Origin of the sequence: Mesorhizobium sp. IMUNJ 23033 (genome assembly GCF_044778005.1) — a bacterium.
GTDB lineage: Bacteria > Pseudomonadota > Alphaproteobacteria > Rhizobiales > Rhizobiaceae > Mesorhizobium > Mesorhizobium amorphae_A.
The window spans coordinates 81407-102692 of sequence record NZ_JBJACT010000011.1 but is presented as its reverse complement, the minus strand read 5'-3'; the positions used below and the strand labels follow the sequence as shown (position 1 = coordinate 102692).

Below are 21286 nucleotides of genomic sequence, written 5' to 3'. Positions count from 1 at the left end.
ATGTCCAGTCTTCGTCCGTCGCCGATCGCGCCGACCGTCGACTTCGAGCGCGACGGCGTCCAGCACGGTTTCCTGCGCTTGCCCTACAGCCGCGACGACTCCGCCTGGGGTTCTGTGATGATCCCGATCTGCGTCATCCGCAACGGCAAGGGGCCGACGGCGCTGCTTACCGGCGGCAACCACGGCGACGAATATGAGGGGCCGCTGGCGCTCTATGACCTTGCCCGCACGCTCGACCCGAAAGAGGTCAGCGGCACCGTGATCATCGTGCCGGCGATGAACTATCCGGCCTTCCGCGCCGGCACGCGCACCTCGCCGATCGACAAGGGTAATCTGAACCGCAGCTTCCCCGGCCGCCCCGACGGCACCGTGACGGAAAAGATCGCCGACTACTTCCAGCGCGAGCTTCTGCCTCGCACTGACATCGCGCTCGATTTCCATTCCGGTGGCAGGACGCTCGACTTCGTGCCGTTCTGCGCCGCCCACATCCGCCCCGACAAGGTGCTGGAAGCCAAGGGTTTTGACGCGGTCGAGGCGTTCTCGGCACCGTGGTCGATGAAGATGCTGGAGATCGACGCGGTCGGCATGTTCGACACCGCCGCCGAGGAGATGGGCAAGCTGTTCATCACCACCGAGTTGGGCGGTGGCGGGACGTCCCGCGCGGAGACCGTGCGGATTGCCCGGCGCGGCGTGCTCAATTTACTGCGCCATGCCGGCATCGTTTCTGGTGCGGTCGAGAAGGTCAGAACCCAATGGCTGGATATGCCGTCGGGCGAATGCTTCTCCTTCGCCGAGGACGACGGCATGATCGAAACGATGGTAGATCTCGGCGAGAAGGTGGAAGAGGGGCAGGTGCTGGCCCGCATCCATTCCGTCGGCCGTACCGGTGTCGCGCCGCACGAGATCAGGGCCAGGATGTCGGGCTTGCTGGCGGCGCGGCATTTTCCTGGCTTGGTCAAGGCCGGCGATTGTGCAGCCGTCGTGGCCGTGTTGGTCGGTTGATGATCTCCGATGAAGGCCCGTCAGGGCCGAGCAATCGTCGTACACGGATCTTTCGCTGACGCGCCCGCGCAATTCGGAAATTCAGATCACCGCTTCCTCGAGGAAAGGCTCGTTGCGTGGGATCCGTTCATAGCCGAAAGGCGACAGGTCGAGCGTCTGGAAGGCGCCGTGAACGATCAGTTCGGATACAGCGCGGCCGACAGCCGGCGATTGCTGCAATCCATGCCCGGAGAACCCGTTGGCGAACATGAAGTTCGTCACCTCAGGGTGGAAGCCGACGATGCCGTTGTGGTCCAGCATGTTGTATTCATAGTGGCCGGTCCAGCTTGTCTGGACCTTCAAGGCATCGAACGCAGGAATGCGATGCCAAAGCGCAGGCCAGATCCGCTCTTCGAATTCCTCATGATGCATCTCGAAATCGTCGTAGTCCGCCGGGCCATCGTCGAGCGGCGTGTTGCCGGTCAGGAAAAGCTCCCCCTCCGGCCGCACGAACGTGCCTGAGAGGTCGATTACGTTCGGCATCCGGCCGGGGATCGGCGTGGCGCTCGAAAAGACGAAACTGTATCGCTTGTAAGGCGCGACCGGGATCGACAGCCCTGCCATGGCGGCCACCTGCTGGGCACGCGGACCGGCCGCATCGACAAGGGTTCCGCACGAGATGGTCTGGCCGGTCGCCAGCCTTGCCGCGACGACCTTTCCGTCCGCGACGTCCAGTCCGGTTATCGCGTTGTCCACGTACTCCACGCCTGAGCCGCGCGCGGCGCGGCGAAAGCCGTTGAGCAGGCCCATCGAATCGAACCAGCCTTCGTCGCGCGATCCCCAGGCGCCGCCGCCGAGATCCTCGACGTTGAGCCAGGGAAAGCGGTCCTTCAACGGGCCCTGCTCGAGGAACAGAGTGTGGGCGCCGAGGCTACGCTGCAGGTCGACGCGCGCACGGGCCGCTTCGACTCCCTCGGGTGAGCAGCAATAGAGATAGCCATGTTCGCGGAAGCCGAGATCGGGCGCCGGCTCGCCCTTGAAGAAGGGCGCCATCCGCTCGGCAAAGCCCCGGATGATCTCGACGCCGAACTGGCTGATCTTGACGTTGATTGGGTTCGAATATTGCTGGCGGATCGCGCTGGTGGACAGCGCTGTGGAGGAGAACTCGTAGCTGCTGTCGCGCTCGACCACCAGGACCGATGCGCTTGTGCCGAGGGCCTGGCTGAGCCAGTAGGCGATCGACGACCCGACCGCCGCGCCACCGACGATGACGATGTCGTAGCCGGTGCGGGCAGGGGTTTTGTAGGGCGGAATGGCCATGGCGCGCTTTTCGTCAGTGATTGAAGGAAGCGATCAGGGCGTCGGAGCCGCGCGCCAGAAGGCCAAGATCCGAACCGACCGCGACCATGGTGAAGCCATCCGCAATATAGCGGTCGGCATCGGCCTTCACGGGCGCCAGGATGCCGCTTGCCTTGCCGGCCCTGGCGGCCGCCTGCCGCACCGACGAAATCGCCTGCTGCACGTGCTCGGCGCCGGGATTTCCCATGGCGCCCATATTGGTCGACAGGTCGCCGGGGCCGACGAAGAGGACGTCGACGCCGTCCACCGCAGCAATATCTACCGCGTTGGCAACGCCGGTTTCGCATTCGATCTGCACGGCCAGCAACTGCTGCTTGCGCGCATTGGCATGATAGCCTGCGACGCGGCCGAAGGCATTGGCGCGATGGCCGACGGAGAAGCCGCGGAAGCCGAGAGGCGCGTAGCTCATCGCGGCGACAATCGCGCGGGCCTGGTCCGCCGAGCGCACATTCGGGATCATCAGGCTGCGGGCGCCGATATCCATTGCCTGCTTGATCAGGTTTGGGTCGTCCGACGGCAGGCGCACGACGCCTTCGCAGGCAAAGCCGCCAAGCACCTGGAGCTGCGCCATCACGCTGCGCAAATCGTTCGGGCTGTGCTCGCCATCGATCAGCAGCCAGCCCGCGCCGGAGCCCGCGACCACCTCCGTAGTCAGGGCGGACGCCAGCGAACACCACAGGCCGATATGCGGCTGTCCGTCAGCCACGGCCGCCTTCAAAGGATTTGGGCGCTCCTGCATTTTCGCCAGACTCCGGTAAAACATGGATTGAAATTTGTATGATGTCATATATCATACCTGCATCGGGCCGCAACAGATCTTGCAGGCCGTGTCACAAAAAGAAAGGTGGTGCATGAGGATCGGCTTTATCGGGCTGGGCGTGATGGGCGCTCCGATGGCGCGCTGAGCGGCCACGAATTGTCAAACGAAAGGGTATGAATACAATGCGCGGAACCGGCAAGGCGGATATCTTCGTGATGCTGGCCCATCCTGTGGGCCATGCGAAAAGTCCCGGAATGTTCAACGAAATCTTCGAACAGAAGGGCCTCGACAGCCTGATGGTGCCGTTGAGCTGCCGTCCCGAGGATTTCGAGACATTCTGGGCAGGCATTTCCGCTGCCGAGAACATCCGCGGGGTGATCATTTCGGTGCCCTACAAGACGGCGGTCTATCATAAATGCGCCGCCGCGCATGATCGGGCAGCGCGCGTGCAGAGCGCCAATTCGGTGCGCCGCCAGGCCGACGGAACCTGGTATGCCGACAATTTCGACGGCGTCGGTTTCATCGACGGATTGAAGGCCGGCGGCCATCAGATTGCCGGCCGGCGCGTCCTGCAGGTGGGGGCAGGGGGCGCGGGCGCCTCGCTGGCCTATTGCCTCGCCGAAGCTGGTGCCGAGGAGATCCGCCTGGCGGACATCGATGCCGACCGAGCCGGGAAACTGGCGGGGCTGGTTGCCAAGGCGTTTCCGAACTGTCGCATCGAGGTCGGTGACGCCGATCCCTCGGGCATGGATATGGCGATCAACGCGACGCCGGTCGGTATGCACGCCGGCGATCCATTGCCGCTGGATGTCAGCCGGCTGACCCCGGACATGACGGTTGTGGACATCATCATGGAACCGGCCGAGACGGCCTTGCTGCGCGCGGGACGCGAAAGAGGCTGCCGTGTCCAGCCGGGGCGCCCGATGATGGATTTCCAGGTCCGCGGCATGTCGGAATTCTTCGACATCGAGCGCAAGGACCGCGGCAATGGCTGAGGCGCAAACGGCCGTCGTGATCGGCGGCACCTCCGGCATCGGCCACGCGATTGCCTTGCGCTTTGCCGAGGAGGGCTTGTGTGTCGCCGTGTCGGGGCGCGATGCGGCGCGCGGCCATGCCGTCGCCGCCGCGTGCGAAGCCGCAGGGTCTCCCGCCGCCCGCTTCTTCGAGACGGATGTCGGGGATGCCGCGTCGGTCGAAGCGCTGGCACGGTCCGTCGAGGTGGCGTTCGGCGTGCCGCACGTCGTCGTCAACTGCGCCGGCATGCTGCAGAGCGGCAAGCGGGTCCTCGACCAGGGCCTGGACGAGGACGAGAAGGTGTGGCGCGTGAACTATCGCGGCACGTTGCTCGGCTGCCAGGTGTTCGGCAGACTGATGGCGGCCGCGGGAAGGGGCGCCATCCTGAATGTCGGCTCGCTTGCTTCATTCGCGCCGCTTTCGCTTCCGGCCTATACGCCCGGCAAGCACGCGGTGCTGGCGCTGACGCAAATCCTTGCCGCCGAACTCGGCCCGCAAGGGGTGCGGGTGAACGCGGTCGCGCCCGGCTACACGCTCTCGGACGGGCTGAAGGCCAAGATCGCCAGCGGCGAGCGCAACCCCGACGCGATCAGGGCGACCACGGCGCTGCGCCGCTTCGTCGATCCGCGCGACGTGGCGGAGGCCGCCCTGTTCCTGTGCTCGGAGCGCGCCGCGTCGATCACCGGGGTGACCTTGCCGGTCGATGCCGGCTGGCTCGTCCAGGCGCCTTATGCGCAGTACCTGCAGGGCAACCCGATCCGTCCCACTCCCGGTGCATGACGAGAAAGCCAATGAACGCTATCCAGCGGTTTGCATTCGACACGCGCATCCATCATGGCGTCATCCATAATGGCACGCTCTACTTGACCGGGCAGGTCGCCACGCCCGGCCAGTCCGCGGCAAACCAGATGCGTGAAGTGCTCGGCAAGATCGACGCGCTGCTCGCCAAGGCCGGCACCGACAAGAGAAGCATCCTGCACGTGCAGATGTGGCTGGACGACATCCGCGATTTCGACGAGGTCAACGCGGTCTGGGACGCCTGGATGCCGAAGGAGCATGCGCCGGCTCGCTCGTCTGGCGAAGGCCGGATGGCGAAGCCTGGCATGCTGGTCGAGTTGATCGTGACGGCGGCGGTTTGAAAGGCCTTGCCGGTTGGGGCATCATCCCGGCATTCGGACCTTTCATTTGGCATCCGGGCATGGTGGAAGGAGACCGATGACCAAGCGCAAGCCACTTTCCACCGTCGTGGCCGAAAGCCTGTCGGAGAAGATACGCTCGGGCAGGCTGCAACCCGGCGCGCAGTTGCCGACCGAGGCTGAGCTTGGCGCCGAATATGATGTCAGTCGCACGGTTGTGCGCGAGGCGGTTGCGCGGCTGCGCTCCGAAGGCATGGTGATTCCCCAGCAGGGCCGTGGCATGTTCGTCAGCGAGGCGCCGGCGCCGCGCAATTTTTCGATACCGCAGGACGCGCTCAAGACCTTGCCGGAAACCGTGTCTTTGCTGGAATTGCGGCTGAGCGTGGAAGTGGAGGCCGCCGGCCTTTGCGCCGAGCGGCGGACGGAGGCAGAGGCCGGCACCATTCGCAGGCTGATGGAGCAGGTTGACGCCCGTAATGAGGATCCCGGCGCGGTGCCGGTCCACTACGATTACGATTTTCACCTGGCCATCGCCAAATCCGCGCGCAACGAGTTCATCCATGGCTTCCTGGAGTATCTGCGCCCCGTCATCGTGCCGCGCTTCCAGCTTGGTCACGTGGTGGTGCCCGAACTCAAGGATGCCTACTACGCGCGTATCCACAGCGAGCACCGGAAGATCGTCGAAGCCATCGAGAAGCAGGATGGCCGCGCCGCGCGGGACGCCATGCGCAAGCATCTTCAAAACAGTCTCGAGCGTGTCCGTGCTCTTGCGCTGGCCTCCGGCGTCGAAACGACGGATGCGGCCCAGAAGGCCGCCGCGGCCTCTCTTTTCTCCGATCTGAAAGGGACGGCTGCCCCGACGCGTTGATCATGCGGAAGCGGTCTTGCCAACATGTGCCGGCAAGCCGTTTCTCGACCAAAGGCAAAGCCAGGTTTTTCGCTCAAGACGGTTGGTCGTGGGCGATTCCGCGAAGGAAAAAGTCGGACAGTACCTGCGAGATGCCTGACTTTTGCGGGCATGCAGCATTTGCGGACCGCAGTGCAGCAATGTCGTGGCATTGGTCGATGAGAAAGCTTATCTTTCCTTTTTCCTGGTTTTCTTGGTTTCACTGTGCCGGCCAAAGCCACACACTGATCTCCAGACAACGGGGAAGCCTACGTGACGACAGCCTTCATCACAGGAGCGACGAGCGGCATCGGGCGAGCGATGGCGGTGGCGCTCAGCGAGGCCGGCTACGATGTCTATGCCGTCGGCCGCAGCAAGAGCGCGCTGGAGGAATTGCGGGCCACGCGACCCGGAATCACGCCCATCGCCGTCGACGTCACCGACCGGGAGGCGCTCGAGGCTGTGGTGAGCGATCTGCACATAGACGTGTTGATCAACAATGCGGGTGTGATGCCGCCGCTCGGCAATTTCGCCGACATGAAAATATCGGACATCGACGCGACGCTGGAGGTCAACCTCAGTTCGGCGATCATGCTCACCCGGCTGGTCGTGCCGCAGATGCGCGATCGCGGGGCAGGGCACATCGTCTTCACCGGCTCTTCGGCCGGCCATGCCGCGTTTCCAAATGTAGCCGTCTATTCCGCGACCAAGGCGGCGATCGCGGGTTTTGCCGCAGCACTGCGGGCCGACCTCTCCAGCCATGGCATCCGCGTGACGGAGATCGTGCCGGGTCGGGTCGAGACGCAGCTCTACAAGGACATCCTCGACGCCAAGGCCCGCGCCGCCATGTATGCCGGCAATGTCGCTGTCCAGCCCGAGGACGTGGCCCGGATGGTCGTGGCCCTGCTTGGTTTGCCCGCCTGGGCCGACGTTACCCGTTTCGACATCATGCCAACCCGCCCGACCACGCCGAGCGGCAGCAAGTAGGGACATAGGACATGAAGGGTCTTTCGATACTCATCGTGGGTGGCGGTTCCGGCCTCGGCGCGCTGCTGGCCCGCATGGCGGTCGACGAAGGTGCCGCCAAGATTGGCATCATCGACATCAACCTTGAGGCGGCTGAAGCAGCACTTGAACCGGCAAGCGCGAAAGGCCTGCCGACGGCCTTTGCCAAATGTGACATCCAGGTCGGGCCGCAGTGCCACGCCGCCTTCGATGCAATCGCTTCGAAGCTGGGGCGCATCGACACGGTGATCAACTCCGCCGCGATCTATCCCCGCCGCCCGCTGCTCGAAATCAGCGACGCCGAATGGGACGCCTCCAACGGCATCAACATCAAGGGCACCTACCACATGATGGTCGCGGCCGTCCGGCATATGCAGTCGCAGGAACCCAAGGCCGAGATTCGCGGGCGCATCGTCAACCTGACGTCGGTGGACGCCTTCAAAGCGCATCCGCAGAACGCCCACTATGCGGCGACCAAGGCGGCGGTGGTCAGCCTCACCCGCTCCTTCGCGCATCACGTCGCCAAGGACGGTATTCTCGTCAATTCCGTGGCTCCCGCCGGCATGGCGACCGAGCGCGCGGCCGCTCTCGGCTTCCTGGAGGAACTGGCCAAGGCGAGCCCGCTGGGCCGCGGCGCGCAGCCGACGGAAATCGCCGAATGGGTGCTGATGGCCGGTGGCCCCAAGAACACCTACATGACTGGTGAAAACATAATCGTTTCAGGCGGTTACATCTACGCTTGAGGTCAGTGCGCTGGCCGCAGTGACCGTGACGTGCCGTGCACAATGGAGTTCGAAAACCGGAAGGAGCTGAACGAACGATGACTGGCAAGCCGCGCCTTCCGCCGCTGAATGCCCTGCGGGTTTTTCACGCGGTCGCGCGGCACAAGAGCTTTCGGCAGGCCGCCGACGAATTGCTGGTGACGCCTCAGGCTGTCGGGCAGCAGATAAAGCTGCTGGAAGACACGCTGCAGGTGACCCTGTTCGAGCGCAAGGGGCGCTCGATCGAGTTGACCGAGTCGGCGATCCTTTTGTCGCACTACGTCAAGGCCGGCTTCGACGAGTTTGCCGAAGGGGTGCGCCGGGTCACCAAATCCACCTACCGGGATCGCATCAATCTCAATGCGAGCCCGTATTTCGCCACCCACTACCTGCTGCCGCGCCTGTCGCTGTTCCGCGAGATATTGCCGGGCGCCGATCTTCGGCTGACGACGATGGTCGATCTGCCCGACTTCGGACGCGACGATGTCGATATGACAGTGCAGTGGGGGTATGGCGGCTGGTCCGACTACGACACGACGCTGCTTGTGCCGGACCCGAAGATCATCTGCTGCACGCCGGCGATCGGCGGGCAGATCGGATCGGCGAAGGACCTGACCCGCTTCACGCTGCTGGACACGGTGAAGTCGAAGCGTCTGTGGCCTGACATCCTGCGGCACCTCGGCGTCGAGCTGGCGGACGGCGACCGCAGCATCGGCTTCGACGACGCCGCGACGATGCGGCGCGCGACGCTGCAGGGCATCGGCATCGGGCTCGTGTCGGTCATGGATGCCGAAGAAGATTTGCGATCGGGCGCGCTTGTCGCGCCGCTTGGGCGCGACGTGCTCGTCGACATGAAGGAGGAGGAAATACCGGGCTTCTACCTGGTCGTGCCCAGAGGGCACCTACGCGTGAAAGCTGTCGCTGCCCTGCACCGATGGCTGACGCAACAAGATTGGGGCAGCGATCTGAAGATCTCTGCCCTACCGAAGCCGACCCCCCTTCTCGAGTGAAGGCGGCTTTCAACCCGGGCCAGACAGCCCCAACAACATAAAAATCCAACAACCTCAACAGCGGAGAATGACTATGCAGTTTCTCAAATGGGGGGCGGCTGCCGCCCTTGCGCTCAGCCTTGTCCAGATTTCAGCGCCGGCTCAGGCGGCGGGCGGCAAGACGCTCGAAACCGTCAAGGCGCGGGGCGTGCTCAATTGCACCGGCCATGACGGCTCGTATCTCGGTTTTGCCGAAGTCGACGACAAGGGCAATTGGAAGGGCATGGACGTCGACCTTTGCCGGGCCGTGGCCACCGCCGTCTTCGGTGATCCGGCGAAGCTGAAGATCGTGCCGATCAGCTGGGCACAGCGTTGGCCGTCGCTTCAGTCGGGCGACGTCGACATCGTCATCAAGGCTTCCGGCGGCACGCTGAGCCGCGACACGGAACTGGGGCTGCAGTTCTCGATGTCGTACTACCTCGGCACGACCAAGGTGATGGCGCACAAGGAGCTCAACCTGAAGTCGCTCAAGGACGCAGAGGGCGGCACGATCTGCATCCCGGCGGGCACGACCATCGAACAGCAGGTCGCCGCCTACAGCCAGAAGATCGGAATCAAGCTCGAGCCGGTCGTCATCGAAAAGACGGAAGAGCTCGAACAGGCCTACTTCTCCGGCCGGTGCGACCTCTATGCGCAATGGGGTCCGGTCCTGGCCATCGCACGCGTGGCCAAGGGCAAGGTCGAAGATCATGTGATCCTGCCTGACGTGATCGCGGTCGAGCCGGAGGTCATGATCCTGCGGCAGGGTGACGACAATTGGGTCGACGTCGCCAACTGGACGCTCAGCGCCCTGCTGTTCGCGGAACAGGAAGGCATCACCTCCAAGAACGTCGACGAGATCAAGGCCAAGCCGACGTCGCCGGCGGTCGCCAAGTTCCTCGGCGCCGCACCGGGCATGGGCAAGGGTCTCGGGTTGCCCGACGATTGGGCCTACAACGTCATCAAGAAGGTAGGGAACTATGCGGAGATCTTCGATCGCGATCTCGGCAAGGACTCGCCCTACAAGATGGATCGTGACCTGACCAATCTGTGGACCAATGGCGGCGTTCTGTTCCCGCTGGTGGTCGACTGACGCATAGCCGGCTCCGCCAACGCGGAGCCGGCCCTCCCTCCCAGGAAAGGTCGGTCGATGTTTAAGCTGCTGAGAAATCAGAAGGTTCGCAACGCATTGCTGCAGGCGCTCTATGTCGGCGCGCTTGGAGCGCTGGTTATCGCCGGCACCCTGATCGCGCGACAGAATCTCGCTGCCCAGGGCGTTACCTCGGGTTTCGACTTCCTGTTCAAGTCGACCGGCTGGGATTTGGGCTTCTCGCTTCTGCCGGCATCGGCCAATGATCCCTATTGGTGGTATTTCCTGATCGGCATCCTCAACACGCTGTTTCTTGGCAGCTTCGGTCTCGCGCTGGCGACGCTGGTCGGAATGATCGTAGGGCTTGCGCAGACGTCCGCGAATGATCTGGCGAAGCTGCTCGGCCGCACCTACGTGGACGTCTTTCGAAACATCCCTCTGATCCTGCAGGTGTTTTTCTGGTATGCGCTGATTACGCACCTGCCGACGCCGCGCAACGCGCATGAGGGCTGGGGCATGCTGCTCACGAGCCGTGGGCTCTACATGCCGTCGCCGAACGTCGGCGGGCTGGCACTGCTGGCGGCTTCGTTGGCCGTGGTCGCGGCCATCGTCCTGCCGATCTGGCTGGGCCGGACATCCCTGCTCAGCCGTCCGTTGGGTCAACGAACCTCGGTGCAGCTTGCCGCCGTTGCAGCCGCGCTCGTATGCGCGGTTCTGTTTCTGTTTGTTGGTCGCTTGCCCGACACGCCGTTGCTTGATCTGCCCTCGCTGCAAGGCCTGAACCTGCGAGGCGGCCTGCGCATCCCGCCGGAGTTTTCCGCACTCGTCGTGGCCATCGCGATCTATGGCGGTTCCTATATCGGTGAGATCGTGCGCGGTGGCTTCAAGGCCGTCGGCAAAGGCCAGGTGGAGGCCGCCAGTTCGCTGGGGCTCACGCCCTGGCAGGTTTTCACGCTTGTCCGGCTGCCGCTTGCGCTGCGCGCCATGCTGCCGATCCTGGCCAACCAGTATGTCTGGCTGATGAAGGCCACCACGATGGGCATAGCAGTCGGCTTCACCGACTTCTTCATGATCACGGCGCTGACGATCAACCATTCCGGCCAGACCCTCGAAGCGATCGGCATTTTGATGGCCGGCTTCCTGATCATCAATCTGAGCCTGGCGGCTCTGTTCAACCGCATCAACAAAGCGATCGCCCTCAAGGGCAATCAACTGAGGGGATGAGAGATGGAAATGGTCGTTGTCGCTCCGCCTGCCTCAGGAAAACTTGAGGATCTGAAGAGACGCTTCTTCGCGACGCCTCTTCAGGCCGTGGTTTCACTGCTTTCTCTCTCGGTGATTGTCTTTCTGGTCTGGAAGCTCTTGAACTGGGCTGTCTTCTCCGCGGTGTTCGATGCCAGCGGAGGGGCGGACGCCTGCCATGCGGCGTCCGGAGCCTGCTGGTCGGTCATCGCCGCCCGGTGGCGCATCATCTTTTTCGGTCTGTACCCCTATGAGGAACAATGGCGCTCCGCGCTGGCCTGCGTCACGGTCGTGGCCATGACAGTGCTGAGCTGCATTCCCGCCTTCTGGACGGGACGTCGCATCGCGCTCGTCTGGGGGGTCGGAGCGGCCGTCTTCTATGTGCTGATGAAAGGCGGTCTGCTCGGCCTGAGCTTCGTCGGCGAGGAAATGTGGGGCGGGCTTGCGCTGACGCTCTTCATCTTCGTAACGACCTGCCTGATCGGCTTTCCGCTGGCAATCTGTCTTGCCCTGCTGCGCCGCTCCGAACTGCCCTGGATATCGCGCACGACGGGCCTCATCATCGATGGCGTCCGCTCGCTTCCGCTGATCTCGATCCTGTTCACCTTCGCGATCGTCCTGCCTTTCGCGCTGCCGCAGTGGCTGCAGGGCGACAAGCTGTATCGGGTGATCCTCGGCTCGGCGCTGTTCTTCTCCGCCTATCAGGCCGAGATCGTGAGGGGCGGCATGCAGGGGGTTCCGCGAGGACAGGAGGAGGCCGCGATGGCGCTCGGCCTCAGCTATTGGCACCGCATCAGCCGCATCCTCCTGCCGCAGGCGATGCGCAACGCGCTGCCGGCCACGATCAACCAGTTCGTGATCTCGTTCAAGGAGACGTCCCTGGTGGTCATCGTTGGTTTCTTCGAGATCCTGGCGTCAGGCAACGCCGCCTACGGAACCGGCGAATGGCGGTTCGCCTATGTCGAGGTCTACGCCTTCATCGCCCTCATCTATTTCGTCTTCGTCTTCAGCCTGTCCCGATACGGCGCCTTCCTCGAACGGCGCATGTCGGTCGGCGAGCGATAAGGAGTTTCGTGATGACCGTTCCAACCACGCAGGAAATAGCCGTCCGCGTCGAAGGCATGAGCAAGTATTACGGTACCTTTCATGCGCTGCGTGACATCAACCTGACCGTCGCGCGCGGCGAGAAGATCGTCGTGTGCGGCCCCTCCGGCTCTGGCAAATCGACGATGATCCGCTGCATCAACCGGCTGGAGGAACACAATGCCGGCAGCATCATGGTGCTTGGCACGGAACTGAACGATGATGTCGGAAACATCGACGAGATCCGGCGCGAAGTCGGCATGGTGTTCCAGCACTTCAACCTGTTTCCGCATATGACGGTGCTGGAGAATTGCGTGCTCGCGCCGATGCTGGTGCGCAAGATGCCCCGCGCTGAGGCGGAAGCGACGGCGCGGCGCTATCTGGAAAAGGTCCGCATCCCCGAACAGGCCTTGAAATATCCCGGCCAGCTTTCAGGCGGCCAGCAGCAGCGGGTCGCCATCGCGCGTTCGCTGTGCATGCAGCCGCAGATCATGCTTTTCGACGAGCCGACATCCGCACTGGATCCGGAAATGATTTCGGAAGTGCTGGATGTGATGGTCACGCTCGCCTCCGAGGGCATGACGATGATCTGCGTCACCCATGAGATGGGCTTTGCGCGGCGGGTTGCCGACCGGGTGATCTTCATGGATGCGGGTGAGATTGTCGAAGAGGCGCCGCCGGAGATCTTCTTCACATCGGCCAAAAGCGAACGAACGCAACTGTTCCTCGCCCAGGTTCTGGGGCATTGATCGGGGTTCCATGCCGTACGGGTGCGATGCGGCGCATCTGAGCCTCTCGAACTCACACAGATTATCCCATGACCGATCCCGTCTCTGCCTTGTCGAATGTTCTTGGTGCGAAAGGCTGGCTTTCGGGCGGTGACGTCGAGCCCTATCGATGGGACTGGCTGCGCCGCTACGGAGCGAATCCGCTGGGCGTCGCCCGTCCGGCAAACACGCAGGAGGTGGCGCGGGTCGTCGAAATCTGCCATGAGGCGGGCGTGGCGGTGGTGCCCCAGGGCGGCAACACCGGCCTGTGCGGTGGTGCCGTCGCGCACGAAGCCGGCGCCGTGATCCTGTCGCTCTCCCGCATGGCGGCGATGGAAAAGCCGGATCTCGCGAGCGGTTCGATCGTTGTCGAAGCCGGCGTGGTCCTAGCCACACTGCACGAGGCCCTGGAGCCGCATGGTCTGATCTTTCCGATGCATCTCGGTGCCGAGGGCAGCGCCCGGATCGGCGGGTTGATCGGCACCAATGCCGGCGGCAGCCACGCCTTGCGCTACGGCATGATGCAGGACCTCGTCCTCGGCCTCGAAGTCGTTCTCGCCGACGGCACGGTGTGGAACGGGCTGCGCTCCGTGCAGAAGGACAATGCCGGCTACCAGTTGCGCAAGCTGTTCTGCGGCTCGGAAGGCACGCTGGGCATTGTGACGCGCGCGGTGCTGAAGCTTTTTCCGGCGCCCAAGCAGCGGACGACGGCGCTGCTCACCTTCGCCGATTGCGGCGCGGCGGTCTCTTTCGGCACGTATCTGAGGGGCGAAGCGGGCGAATTCCTTTCCGGCCTTGAGTTCTTTTCCGATTTCGGCCTCAAGCTGGTGCTGAAACATATGGCGGACCTTTCCTTTCCGCTGGAAACCCGGGGCGGGGTTCACCTTCTGGCTGAACTCGCGTCGAGCTCGGCCCGGGTTCCGCTGGATGACATCCTGACGGCGGCACTGGAGTGGGGCATGGAGCAGGAGCTTGTGATCGACGGTGCGCTTGCAATGTCGGATGCCCAGAGGGCGCACTTCTGGCATCTGCGCGAGGAGCAACCCGAAGGCCAGCGGCTGGAGGGACAGCAGCTCAAGCACGACATTTCGGTGCCGCCAGGCAAGATCGCCGAATTTGTAGAGGCCGGGGAAGCGGCGTGCAGCAAGATCCTGCCGGGCGTGCGCATCAATCCTTTCGGCCATCTCGGCGATGGCAACATCCACTACAATCTGAGCCCTCCCGAAGGGCAAAGCGACTTTGCCGACAAGGCGTTGGAGCTCGGCCAGGCGCTGGCCGCGCTGGCCACTGATATGGGCGGCAGCTTTGCCGCCGAGCATGGCCTCGGCCGCTCGAAGATCGTGCTGGCCGACACCAACAGAAGTCCGGTGGAGCGAAACTTGATGGCGGTCCTTAAAGATGCCCTGGATCCGTCGGGCGTGATGAATCCGGGCGTTCTGATCTCTTCCGTCAGGCAAAGAAAAACTTTCCAATAGATGAGATTTCTTGATTTCGCCGCGTCTCGTCAACGTGCAGGTTCAAAACGAAAAGTGGCCCAAGCTCGGCAGGCGACAAAGTATTCACGCCCATCCGCCGGGCATTGAGAAAGTTGATCCATGATGCGCAATGGCGGCCAGCTTCTTGTCGAGTGCCTGATGGCACTGGGCGCGACCAAGAGCTTCGGCGTGCCCGGAGAAAGCTACCTGGCTGTTCTTGACGCCTTGCACGATACCGAAGGCAGACTGGATTACGTGCTCTGCCGCAACGAAGGCGGTGCAGCGTTCATGGCTTCCGCCTATGGCAAGCTGACCGGCTCTCCGGGTATCTGCTTCGTGACGCGCGGCCCCGGCGCCACCAATGCCGGCATCGGCGTCCATACCGCCATGCAGGACAGTTCGCCGATGCTGCTGTTCGTCGGCCAGGTGGGCACCGACATGAAGGGCCGCGAGGCATTCCAGGAGGTTGACTATCGCGCGGTGTTCGGCACGCTGGCGAAATGGGCGGTCGAGATCGACGAGGTTTCGCGTCTTCCCGAGATCGTGGCGCGGGCATGGACCACGGCGCTGACGGGACGGCCTGGCCCGGTCGTCGTGGCGCTGCCGGAGGACATGCTGACCACGATGACGAACGCCGCTCCGCTCAGTGGTCCGGCTGCAATGTTCGAACCCGCTGCTGCAGTGGAGGCGGTTGCCGCAACCCAAGAAATGCTTGCCGCGGCGCGCCGGCCGGTGATCCTGATCGGTGGCACCAACTGGACGGCCGAAGGACGCACTGCGCTGCAGACCTTCGCCGAGGCTTCCGACATTCCGGTGGTGGCAGCCTTCCGGTTCCAGGATCAGTTCGACAATGGCTCGCCGGTTTTCGTCGGCGAGGCCGGTGTGGGCATGGTGCCGCACGTTAAGGCGCTGATCCGCGAAGCCGACGTGATCTTGGCCATCAATGTGCGCTTCGGAGAAATGACGACCGATGGCTACACCTTGCTGTCGGTGCCCGAGCCAAGCCAGAAACTGATCCATGTCCACGGGTCGGACCGCGAGATCGGCAAGGTCTACATTCCTTCCGTCGGCATCCATGCCGGCCCCAATGCTTTCGCCAAAGCGCTGACCCCGGTCGAGGGCGGGTGGGCCGAATGGCGTGCCAAGGCCAGGGCAAGCTACGAAGGTGCGTTCAAGGCACCCGCCCAGCCTGGTCCGGTCGACATGGTCGAAGTCAGCGCATGGCTGCGCAAAAACCTGCCCGACGACGTGATCCTGACCAACGGCGCCGGCAATTTCACGGTCTGGCCGAACAAGTTCTTCAAGTTCGGGCCGAAGGCGCGGCTGCTCGCGCCGCAGTCCGGCGCGATGGGCTACGGCCTGCCGGCGGCGATTGCCGCCAAGGTGGCGTTTCCCGACCGCACCGTCGTCTGCTTCGCCGGCGACGGCGATTTCCAGATGAATTGCCAGGAGCTCGGGACTGCCATGCAGGCCGGCGCGCAGCCCATCGTGCTGATCCTGAACAATGGCATTTACGGCACGATCCGCGCGCATCAGGAGCGGCACTATCCGGCGCGCGTTTCGGGAACGAATATCGAGAACCCGGATTTCGTCGGCCTTGCCAGATCCTACCGCTTCCATGCCGAACGCGTCGAACCCACCGCGGATTTCGCTGACGCATTCGAGAGGGCGCTGGCATCGCCGACTGGTGCGGTTCTGGAACTCGTGATTTCCCCCGAGGCGCTGACCCCGCGCCAGACCCTCTCCCAGATGCGCGAGGCGGCACTTGCTTCGCAGAAGGCCAAGGCATGACCACCAGGACAGACGACATCCGTCTCGGCGCAGACATCGGCGGGACGTTCACGGACATCGCGCTCGACGTGCGCGGAACGATCTTTTCGACCAAGGTGCTCACCACCTATTCGGCGCCCGAGCAGGCGATCCTCGATGGCATCGCCATCGTGGTGCGCGATGCAAAGATTTCGACAGCCGACATCGGCATCGTCATTCACGGCACGACATTGGCGACGAACGCGCTCATCGAGCGACGCGGCGCCAAAACGGCGTTGGTGACGACCGAGGGTTTTCGCGATGTGATCGAGATGCGGACCGAGAACCGCTTCGAGCAGTATGACCTCAACCTGAAACTGCCGATGCCGCTGATCCCGCGCGAGCATCGCTTTACCGTCAAGGGCCGCATCGGCGCCGAAGGCCAGGAATTGCAGCCGCTGGACGAGGCCGCCCTGGAAGAGATCGCCGACCAGATCGCCGCGGGCGGTTTTGGCGCGGTCGCGATCGGTTTCATCCATTCCTACATGAATCCAGCGCACGAGCAGCGGGCTCGCGAAATCCTGGCGCGAAAACTGGATATGCCGATTTCCGTCAGCGCCGAAGTCTCGCCGCAGATGCGGGAGTTCGAGCGTTTCAACACGGTCTGCGCCAACGCCTATGTCCGCCCGCAGATGGCCAGCTATCTCGCCCGGCTGCAGACGCGGCTGAAGGACATGGGCGCGGACTGCCCGGTCTTCATGATCCATTCGGGAGGCGGGCTGATCTCGGTCGAAACGGCGTCCGAATTTCCGGTGCGGCTGGTCGAATCCGGTCCGGCTGGCGGCGCCATCTTCGCCGCCGATATCGCCCTGCGTTTCGATCTGGATACCGTCGTCTCCTACGACATGGGCGGAACGACCGCGAAGATTTGCCTGATCGAGGATTATGCGCCGCAGACGGCCAGGACCTTCGAGGTCGCGCGCACCTACCGGTTCTGCAAGGGCTCCGGCATGCCGATCTCGATCCCGGTGATCGAGATGATCGAGATCGGGGCGGGCGGCGGCTCGATTGCCTGGGTCGATGCGATGGGACGCATCCAGACCGGCCCTGAGAGCGCCGGTTCCGAGCCGGGGCCGGCATGCTACGGGCGTGGCGGCAAACGGCCGGCGATCACCGATGCCGATCTGGTGCTGGGCAAGCTCGACCCCGACAATTTCGCGGGCGGCGCCATCAAGCTCGATGCTGCGGCCTCGCAAGGCGCGATCACGAGCGATGTCGGCGCACGCCTGTCGCTCAACCCGCTGTCGGCGGCGTTCGGCATCAGCGAGGTGGTGGACGAGAACATGGCCAACGCCGCCCGTGTTCACGCGGTCGAGAACGGCAAGAACATCTCGGACAATGTCATGATCGCCTTCGGTGGCGCAGCACCGCTGCACGCGGCGCGGCTCTGCGAAAAGCTCGGCCTCGACCAATGCCTGGTGCCGCAGGGTGCCGGCGTCGGCTCGGCGATCGGCTTCCTCAAAGCGCCCTTCGGCTATGAGGCGCTGGCGTCCAAACTGATCCGGCTTTCGCAGTTCAAGGCGGATGAGGCGAATGCGCTGCTCGACGATCTGAAAGCTTCGGCCGAGAGCTTCGTGCGTGCCGGCACCAGCGGCAAGATCGTGCGCGAGATCACCGCCTTCATGCGCTATGCGGGCCAAGGCTGGGAAATCCCCGTTGCTCTGCCCGACAAGCCTTTCGCCGGAGACGCCGCCGTCACCCTGGCGGATGCCTTCCGCAAGAATTACGAGCGCTTTTTCGGCCGCGCCATCGATGGGCTCGACGGGCTCGAGATCGAGGTCGTCACCTGGTCCGTGAAGGCAAGCGACGAGCGGCCCGCCTCCGCAAAGCACAAGATCACGACCGGCACGCGCAACGTGCCGGTCTCGGTGACACGGGAGGTCTTCGATCCGGGTACCGGGACGATGCAGACTACGGCGATTGTCGAACGCACCAGCCTTTCGGCAGGCGACCGCGTGAAGGGGCCGGCCGTGATCGTGGAGCGCGAGACATCGACGGTCGTCACCACACCATTCGACGCCGTCATGCAGAGCGACGGTGCCATTCTGATGATCCGCAAGGAGAGCGCGGCATGAGCGACATTGGCGAAATCCGCATGCAGGTCATGTGGAACCGGCTGATCTCCGTCGTCGAGGAACAGGCGCTGACCCTGCTGCGCACGGCCTTCTCAACTTCCGTGCGCGAGTCGGGCGATCTGTCCGCCGGCGTGTTTAACCCGCGCGGTGAAATGCTGGCGCAAGCGGTGACCGGCACGCCCGGGCATGTGAACACCATGGCCGAGGCCGTGCTGCAGTTCATGAACGAGATTCCGCGCGAGGAGATGTACGAGGGCGACACCTACGTCACCAACGATCCCTGGCAAGGCACCGGCCATCTCCACGACATCACGATGGTCTCGCCCTCGTTCCTGAATGGCGAACTCGTCGCCTTCTTCGCCTGCACCGCGCATGTCGTTGATGTCGGCGGGCGGGGCTTTGGCGCCGACGGCAAGTCGGTCTACGAGGAAGGCATCCAGATCCCAATCATGAAGTTCGCCGAGAAGGGCGTGGTCAACCGCGATCTGGTGAAGATCCTGCGCTGCAACGTCCGCGAGCCGAACCAGGTTGTCGGCGATTTCTATTCGCTTGCAGCGTGCAACGAGGTCGGCCATCGGCGGCTTGTCGGCATGATGACCGAGATCGGCCTGGCATCGCTCGATGGTCTCGGCGCGTTCATCTTCTCGCGCACGCATAACGCCATGCTGGAACGGATCAAGGCTCTGCCGAAGGGGACATGGTCCAACGAACTGGTCACCGACGGCTACGACGACCCGGTCAAGCTGGCGGCGGCCGTTTCGGTGCATGACGACCATCTCAATGTCGACTTCTCCGGCAGCGCGCCGATGAGCCGCTGGGGCATCAACGTGCCTATCATCTACACCAAGGCCTATGCTTGCTATGCGCTGAAATGCGTGGTGGCGCCCGACATTCCCAACAATGCCGCCTCGCTGGCCTTCTTCACCGTGTCGTCGCCTGTCAACATCCTGAACGCGGCCCGGCCGGCGCCGGTATCGCTGAGGCATGTCATCGGTCACATGGTTCCTGACCTCGTGCTCGGCGCGATGGCCCAGGCGCTGCCCGGCAAGATCCTGGCGGAAGGTGCCGCCGCGCTGTGGAATATCCATATCTCGGCCCGGCCGGTTGCCGGCGGTGCCGGCCGTCGCGCCGAGGTGCTGATGTTCAATTCAGGGGGCATGGGCGCCCGTCCCGAACTGGACGGATTGTCGGCAACAGCCTTCCCCTCCGGCGTTCACACCATGCCGATCGAAGCGACGGAGCACACCGGTCCGATCGTCATCTGGCGCAAGGAACTCCGGCCTGGTTCGGGCGGTGATGGCGAATTTCGCGGCGGTCTTGGCCAGGTTCTGGAAATCAGCGCCCTTGACGGACATGAGTTCGAGTTCTCGGCCATGTTCGACCGCGTCAAGCATCCGGCAAAGGGCCGCAATGGCGGCAAGGACGGCCAGGCTGGCGTGGTCAAGCTGGATGACGGCAAGCTGATGCGACCGAAGGGATGGCAGCATGTGCCGGCGGGACGTCGGTTGATCCTGGAGTTGCCGGGCGGCGGCGGCTATGGCGATCCGGCCAAGCGCAGCGCCGAGGCGAGGGCGCAGGATCAATCCAGGGGATATGTTACGGAGGACGGCAAATGAGCTACATCTCCTCGCGCCTTTCCGTGGTCAAGCCGTCGGCGTCGATGGCGGCCTCCCAGGCCGCCAAGGCGCTGCGGGCCAAAGGCGTCGACGTCATCGACCTTGGCCTTGGCGAACCGGATTTTCCGACGCCTGCCCACATCACCGAAGCGGCCTATGCGGCCGCCAAGGCGGGCCAGACCCTCTACACCGCAGCCGCAGGCACGCCGGAAGTGCGCGAGGCCGTGGCCGCGAAATTCAGGCGCGAGAACGGGCTGGACTACGCCGCTGATGACATCGTCATGGCCAACGGCGCCAAGCAGATCATCTTCAACGCCTTGATGGCGACGCTGGAAGGCGGCGACGAGGTGATCCTGCCGGCGCCCTATTTCGTGTCCTATCCCGAGATGGTCAAGCTCTTGGGCGGCACGCCGGTCGTCGTCGAATGCCCGGAAGCGACCGGATTCAAGCTCACGCCCGAACTGCTCGAGCGGGCGATCACGCCGAGGAGCAAATGGCTGTTCCTGAACATGCCGGGCAACCCGTCGGGCGCGGTCTACTCCGAGGCCGAACTGAAGGCGCTTGGCGCAATCCTCGCCAGGCACAGCCAGGTGCTGGTGCTGTCCGACGAGATCTATGAGCACATCATCTTCGACGGTCGTGAATTCGTGTCGTTCGGCAAGGCCTGTCCGGAGCTGAAGGACCGAAGCCTGATCGTCAACGGCGTCGCCAAGGCCTATGCGATGACCGGTTGGCGTGTCGGCTACGCCGCCGGGCCGGCGCCGCTGGTCAAGGCGATGTCGACCATCCAGAGCCAGTCGGTCACCTCGGTATGCTCGATCGCCCAGGCGGCGACGGTCGCCGCGCTGAACGGCCCGCAGGACGAGGTGGCCCGGTTCCGTCAAGCCTTCGAAGCGCGCAGGAACCTGGTGGTCGATGGCATCAGGCGCATCAACGGCTTGACGCTGCCGCCACCAGAGGGTGCTTTCTATGCCTATATCGGCTGCGCCAGCCTGATCGGCCGCAAGACGCCCAAGGGCGTCGTGCTTGAAGACGACACCGCGGTTGCGAGCTATCTCCTGAATGAGGGCCGCGTCGCTTCGGTGCCGGGCGCCGCCTACGGACTTTCACCCTATTTCCGCATCTCCACCGCCACCAGCGAGGAGGTGCTTGCCGAAGCGATCGCGCGGATCAATGCCGCCGTCGCACAAGTGGAGTAG

At 63.9% G+C, this 21286-nt stretch carries 19 protein-coding genes; 17 read left to right on the top strand and 2 right to left on the bottom strand.

The features are described from left to right. Complete coding sequence (doeB, locus tag ACFX5Q_RS14540; protein WP_404278932.1) at nucleotides 1–1002, top strand: N(2)-acetyl-L-2,4-diaminobutanoate deacetylase DoeB; 1002 nt, start codon at nucleotides 1–3, stop codon at nucleotides 1000–1002. 81 nt (nucleotides 1003–1083) lie between these two features. On the opposite strand, the gene ACFX5Q_RS14535 is transcribed toward doeB, so the two are convergent. Together ACFX5Q_RS14535 and ACFX5Q_RS14530 are read right to left on the bottom strand one after the other, a co-directional pair. Then, nucleotides 1084–2301: an NAD(P)/FAD-dependent oxidoreductase gene (locus ACFX5Q_RS14535; protein WP_404278930.1), complete on the bottom strand. Its 1218-nt coding sequence runs from the start codon at nucleotides 2299–2301 to the stop codon at nucleotides 1084–1086. A gap of 13 nt (nucleotides 2302–2314) precedes the next feature. Beyond that, a complete protein-coding gene (locus ACFX5Q_RS14530) occupies nucleotides 2315–3079 on the bottom strand; it encodes an HpcH/HpaI aldolase/citrate lyase family protein (RefSeq protein WP_404278928.1) in 765 nt (254 codons plus the stop codon). A 194-nt stretch (nucleotides 3080–3273) separates the two neighbouring features. Between ACFX5Q_RS14530 and ACFX5Q_RS14525 the strand changes: the two genes are divergently transcribed. The 16 genes from ACFX5Q_RS14525 (at nucleotide 3274) to ACFX5Q_RS14450 (ending at nucleotide 21286) form a co-directional block, all read left to right on the top strand. Further along, nucleotides 3274–4095, top strand: a complete 822-nt coding sequence (locus ACFX5Q_RS14525; protein ID WP_404278926.1) for a shikimate dehydrogenase family protein — start codon at nucleotides 3274–3276, stop codon at nucleotides 4093–4095. After that, entirely contained in the window at nucleotides 4088–4894 is an 807-nt protein-coding gene (locus ACFX5Q_RS14520; RefSeq protein ID WP_404278924.1) for an SDR family NAD(P)-dependent oxidoreductase, read from the top strand. Before ACFX5Q_RS14525 ends, ACFX5Q_RS14520 begins: the two co-directional genes overlap by 8 nt. Before the next feature lie 11 nt (nucleotides 4895–4905). After that, nucleotides 4906–5253 carry a RidA family protein gene (locus tag ACFX5Q_RS14515; protein WP_404278922.1) on the top strand — a complete coding sequence of 116 codons (348 nt, stop codon included), beginning with the start codon at nucleotides 4906–4908 and terminating at the stop codon, nucleotides 5251–5253. Between the two features lie 76 nt (nucleotides 5254–5329). Next, nucleotides 5330–6118: a FadR/GntR family transcriptional regulator gene (locus ACFX5Q_RS14510; RefSeq protein WP_404278920.1), complete on the top strand. Its 789-nt coding sequence runs from the start codon at nucleotides 5330–5332 to the stop codon at nucleotides 6116–6118. Nucleotides 6119–6409: 291 nt separating this feature from the next. After that, nucleotides 6410–7123 carry an SDR family oxidoreductase gene (locus ACFX5Q_RS14505; protein ID WP_404278918.1) on the top strand — a complete coding sequence of 238 codons (714 nt, stop codon included), beginning with the start codon at nucleotides 6410–6412 and terminating at the stop codon, nucleotides 7121–7123. A gap of 11 nt (nucleotides 7124–7134) precedes the next feature. Beyond that, the gene (locus ACFX5Q_RS14500; RefSeq protein WP_404278916.1) at nucleotides 7135–7884 is read left to right on the top strand and encodes an SDR family NAD(P)-dependent oxidoreductase; all 750 of its coding nucleotides are present in this window, start codon (nucleotides 7135–7137) and stop codon (nucleotides 7882–7884) included. A gap of 77 nt (nucleotides 7885–7961) precedes the next feature. Then, nucleotides 7962–8912: a LysR substrate-binding domain-containing protein gene (locus ACFX5Q_RS14495; protein WP_404278914.1), complete on the top strand. Its 951-nt coding sequence runs from the start codon at nucleotides 7962–7964 to the stop codon at nucleotides 8910–8912. Nucleotides 8913–8985: 73 nt separating this feature from the next. Next, the gene (locus ACFX5Q_RS14490; RefSeq protein WP_404278912.1) at nucleotides 8986–10023 is read left to right on the top strand and encodes an amino acid ABC transporter substrate-binding protein; all 1038 of its coding nucleotides are present in this window, start codon (nucleotides 8986–8988) and stop codon (nucleotides 10021–10023) included. Between the two features lie 57 nt (nucleotides 10024–10080). Beyond that, nucleotides 10081–11244: an ABC transporter permease subunit gene (locus ACFX5Q_RS14485; protein ID WP_404278910.1), complete on the top strand. Its 1164-nt coding sequence runs from the start codon at nucleotides 10081–10083 to the stop codon at nucleotides 11242–11244. A 9-nt stretch (nucleotides 11245–11253) separates the two neighbouring features. Continuing rightward, the gene (locus ACFX5Q_RS14480) at nucleotides 11254–12327 is read left to right on the top strand and encodes an amino acid ABC transporter permease (RefSeq protein ID WP_404278908.1); all 1074 of its coding nucleotides are present in this window, start codon (nucleotides 11254–11256) and stop codon (nucleotides 12325–12327) included. Between the two features lie 11 nt (nucleotides 12328–12338). Further along, nucleotides 12339–13094, top strand: coding sequence for an amino acid ABC transporter ATP-binding protein (locus ACFX5Q_RS14475; protein WP_404278906.1), 756 nt, complete (start codon nucleotides 12339–12341; stop codon nucleotides 13092–13094). Nucleotides 13095–13162: 68 nt separating this feature from the next. Beyond that, nucleotides 13163–14587, top strand: coding sequence for an FAD-binding oxidoreductase (locus ACFX5Q_RS14470; RefSeq protein WP_404278904.1), 1425 nt, complete (start codon nucleotides 13163–13165; stop codon nucleotides 14585–14587). A gap of 120 nt (nucleotides 14588–14707) precedes the next feature. Then, nucleotides 14708–16378: a thiamine pyrophosphate-binding protein gene (locus ACFX5Q_RS14465; protein ID WP_404278902.1), complete on the top strand. Its 1671-nt coding sequence runs from the start codon at nucleotides 14708–14710 to the stop codon at nucleotides 16376–16378. Then, nucleotides 16375–18471 (top strand): hydantoinase/oxoprolinase family protein, encoded by a 2097-nt coding sequence (locus tag ACFX5Q_RS14460; RefSeq protein ID WP_404278900.1) that lies wholly within the window; start codon nucleotides 16375–16377, stop codon nucleotides 18469–18471. The genes ACFX5Q_RS14465 and ACFX5Q_RS14460 overlap by 4 nt, the downstream gene beginning before the upstream one ends. Then, on the top strand, nucleotides 18468–20087 hold the full coding sequence (locus ACFX5Q_RS14455; RefSeq protein ID WP_404278898.1) for a hydantoinase B/oxoprolinase family protein: 1620 nt from the start codon (nucleotides 18468–18470) through the stop codon (nucleotides 20085–20087). Before ACFX5Q_RS14460 ends, ACFX5Q_RS14455 begins: the two co-directional genes overlap by 4 nt. After that, nucleotides 20084–21286 carry a pyridoxal phosphate-dependent aminotransferase gene (locus tag ACFX5Q_RS14450; RefSeq protein ID WP_404278896.1) on the top strand — a complete coding sequence of 401 codons (1203 nt, stop codon included), beginning with the start codon at nucleotides 20084–20086 and terminating at the stop codon, nucleotides 21284–21286. Before ACFX5Q_RS14455 ends, ACFX5Q_RS14450 begins: the two co-directional genes overlap by 4 nt.

Bases quoted from the DNA above. Each gene is read 5' to 3' on its own strand.
- doeB (WP_404278932.1), top strand. From the start codon at position 1: ATGTCCAGTCTTCGTCCGTCGCCGATCGCGCCGACCGTCGACTTCGAG.
- ACFX5Q_RS14535 (WP_404278930.1), bottom strand. From the start codon at position 2,301: ATGGCCATTCCGCCCTACAAAACCCCTGCCCGCACCGGCTACGACATC.
- ACFX5Q_RS14530 (WP_404278928.1), bottom strand. From the start codon at position 3,079: ATGCAGGAGCGCCCAAATCCTTTGAAGGCGGCCGTGGCTGACGGACAG.
- ACFX5Q_RS14525 (WP_404278926.1), top strand. From the start codon at position 3,274: ATGAATACAATGCGCGGAACCGGCAAGGCGGATATCTTCGTGATGCTG.
- ACFX5Q_RS14520 (WP_404278924.1), top strand. From the start codon at position 4,088: ATGGCTGAGGCGCAAACGGCCGTCGTGATCGGCGGCACCTCCGGCATC.
- ACFX5Q_RS14515 (WP_404278922.1), top strand. From the start codon at position 4,906: ATGAACGCTATCCAGCGGTTTGCATTCGACACGCGCATCCATCATGGC.
- ACFX5Q_RS14510 (WP_404278920.1), top strand. From the start codon at position 5,330: ATGACCAAGCGCAAGCCACTTTCCACCGTCGTGGCCGAAAGCCTGTCG.
- ACFX5Q_RS14500 (WP_404278916.1), top strand. From the start codon at position 7,135: ATGAAGGGTCTTTCGATACTCATCGTGGGTGGCGGTTCCGGCCTCGGC.
- ACFX5Q_RS14495 (WP_404278914.1), top strand. From the start codon at position 7,962: ATGACTGGCAAGCCGCGCCTTCCGCCGCTGAATGCCCTGCGGGTTTTT.
- ACFX5Q_RS14490 (WP_404278912.1), top strand. From the start codon at position 8,986: ATGCAGTTTCTCAAATGGGGGGCGGCTGCCGCCCTTGCGCTCAGCCTT.
- ACFX5Q_RS14485 (WP_404278910.1), top strand. From the start codon at position 10,081: ATGTTTAAGCTGCTGAGAAATCAGAAGGTTCGCAACGCATTGCTGCAG.
- ACFX5Q_RS14480 (WP_404278908.1), top strand. From the start codon at position 11,254: ATGGTCGTTGTCGCTCCGCCTGCCTCAGGAAAACTTGAGGATCTGAAG.
- ACFX5Q_RS14475 (WP_404278906.1), top strand. From the start codon at position 12,339: ATGACCGTTCCAACCACGCAGGAAATAGCCGTCCGCGTCGAAGGCATG.
- ACFX5Q_RS14470 (WP_404278904.1), top strand. From the start codon at position 13,163: ATGACCGATCCCGTCTCTGCCTTGTCGAATGTTCTTGGTGCGAAAGGC.
- ACFX5Q_RS14465 (WP_404278902.1), top strand. From the start codon at position 14,708: ATGATGCGCAATGGCGGCCAGCTTCTTGTCGAGTGCCTGATGGCACTG.
- ACFX5Q_RS14460 (WP_404278900.1), top strand. From the start codon at position 16,375: ATGACCACCAGGACAGACGACATCCGTCTCGGCGCAGACATCGGCGGG.
- ACFX5Q_RS14455 (WP_404278898.1), top strand. From the start codon at position 18,468: ATGAGCGACATTGGCGAAATCCGCATGCAGGTCATGTGGAACCGGCTG.
- ACFX5Q_RS14450 (WP_404278896.1), top strand. From the start codon at position 20,084: ATGAGCTACATCTCCTCGCGCCTTTCCGTGGTCAAGCCGTCGGCGTCG.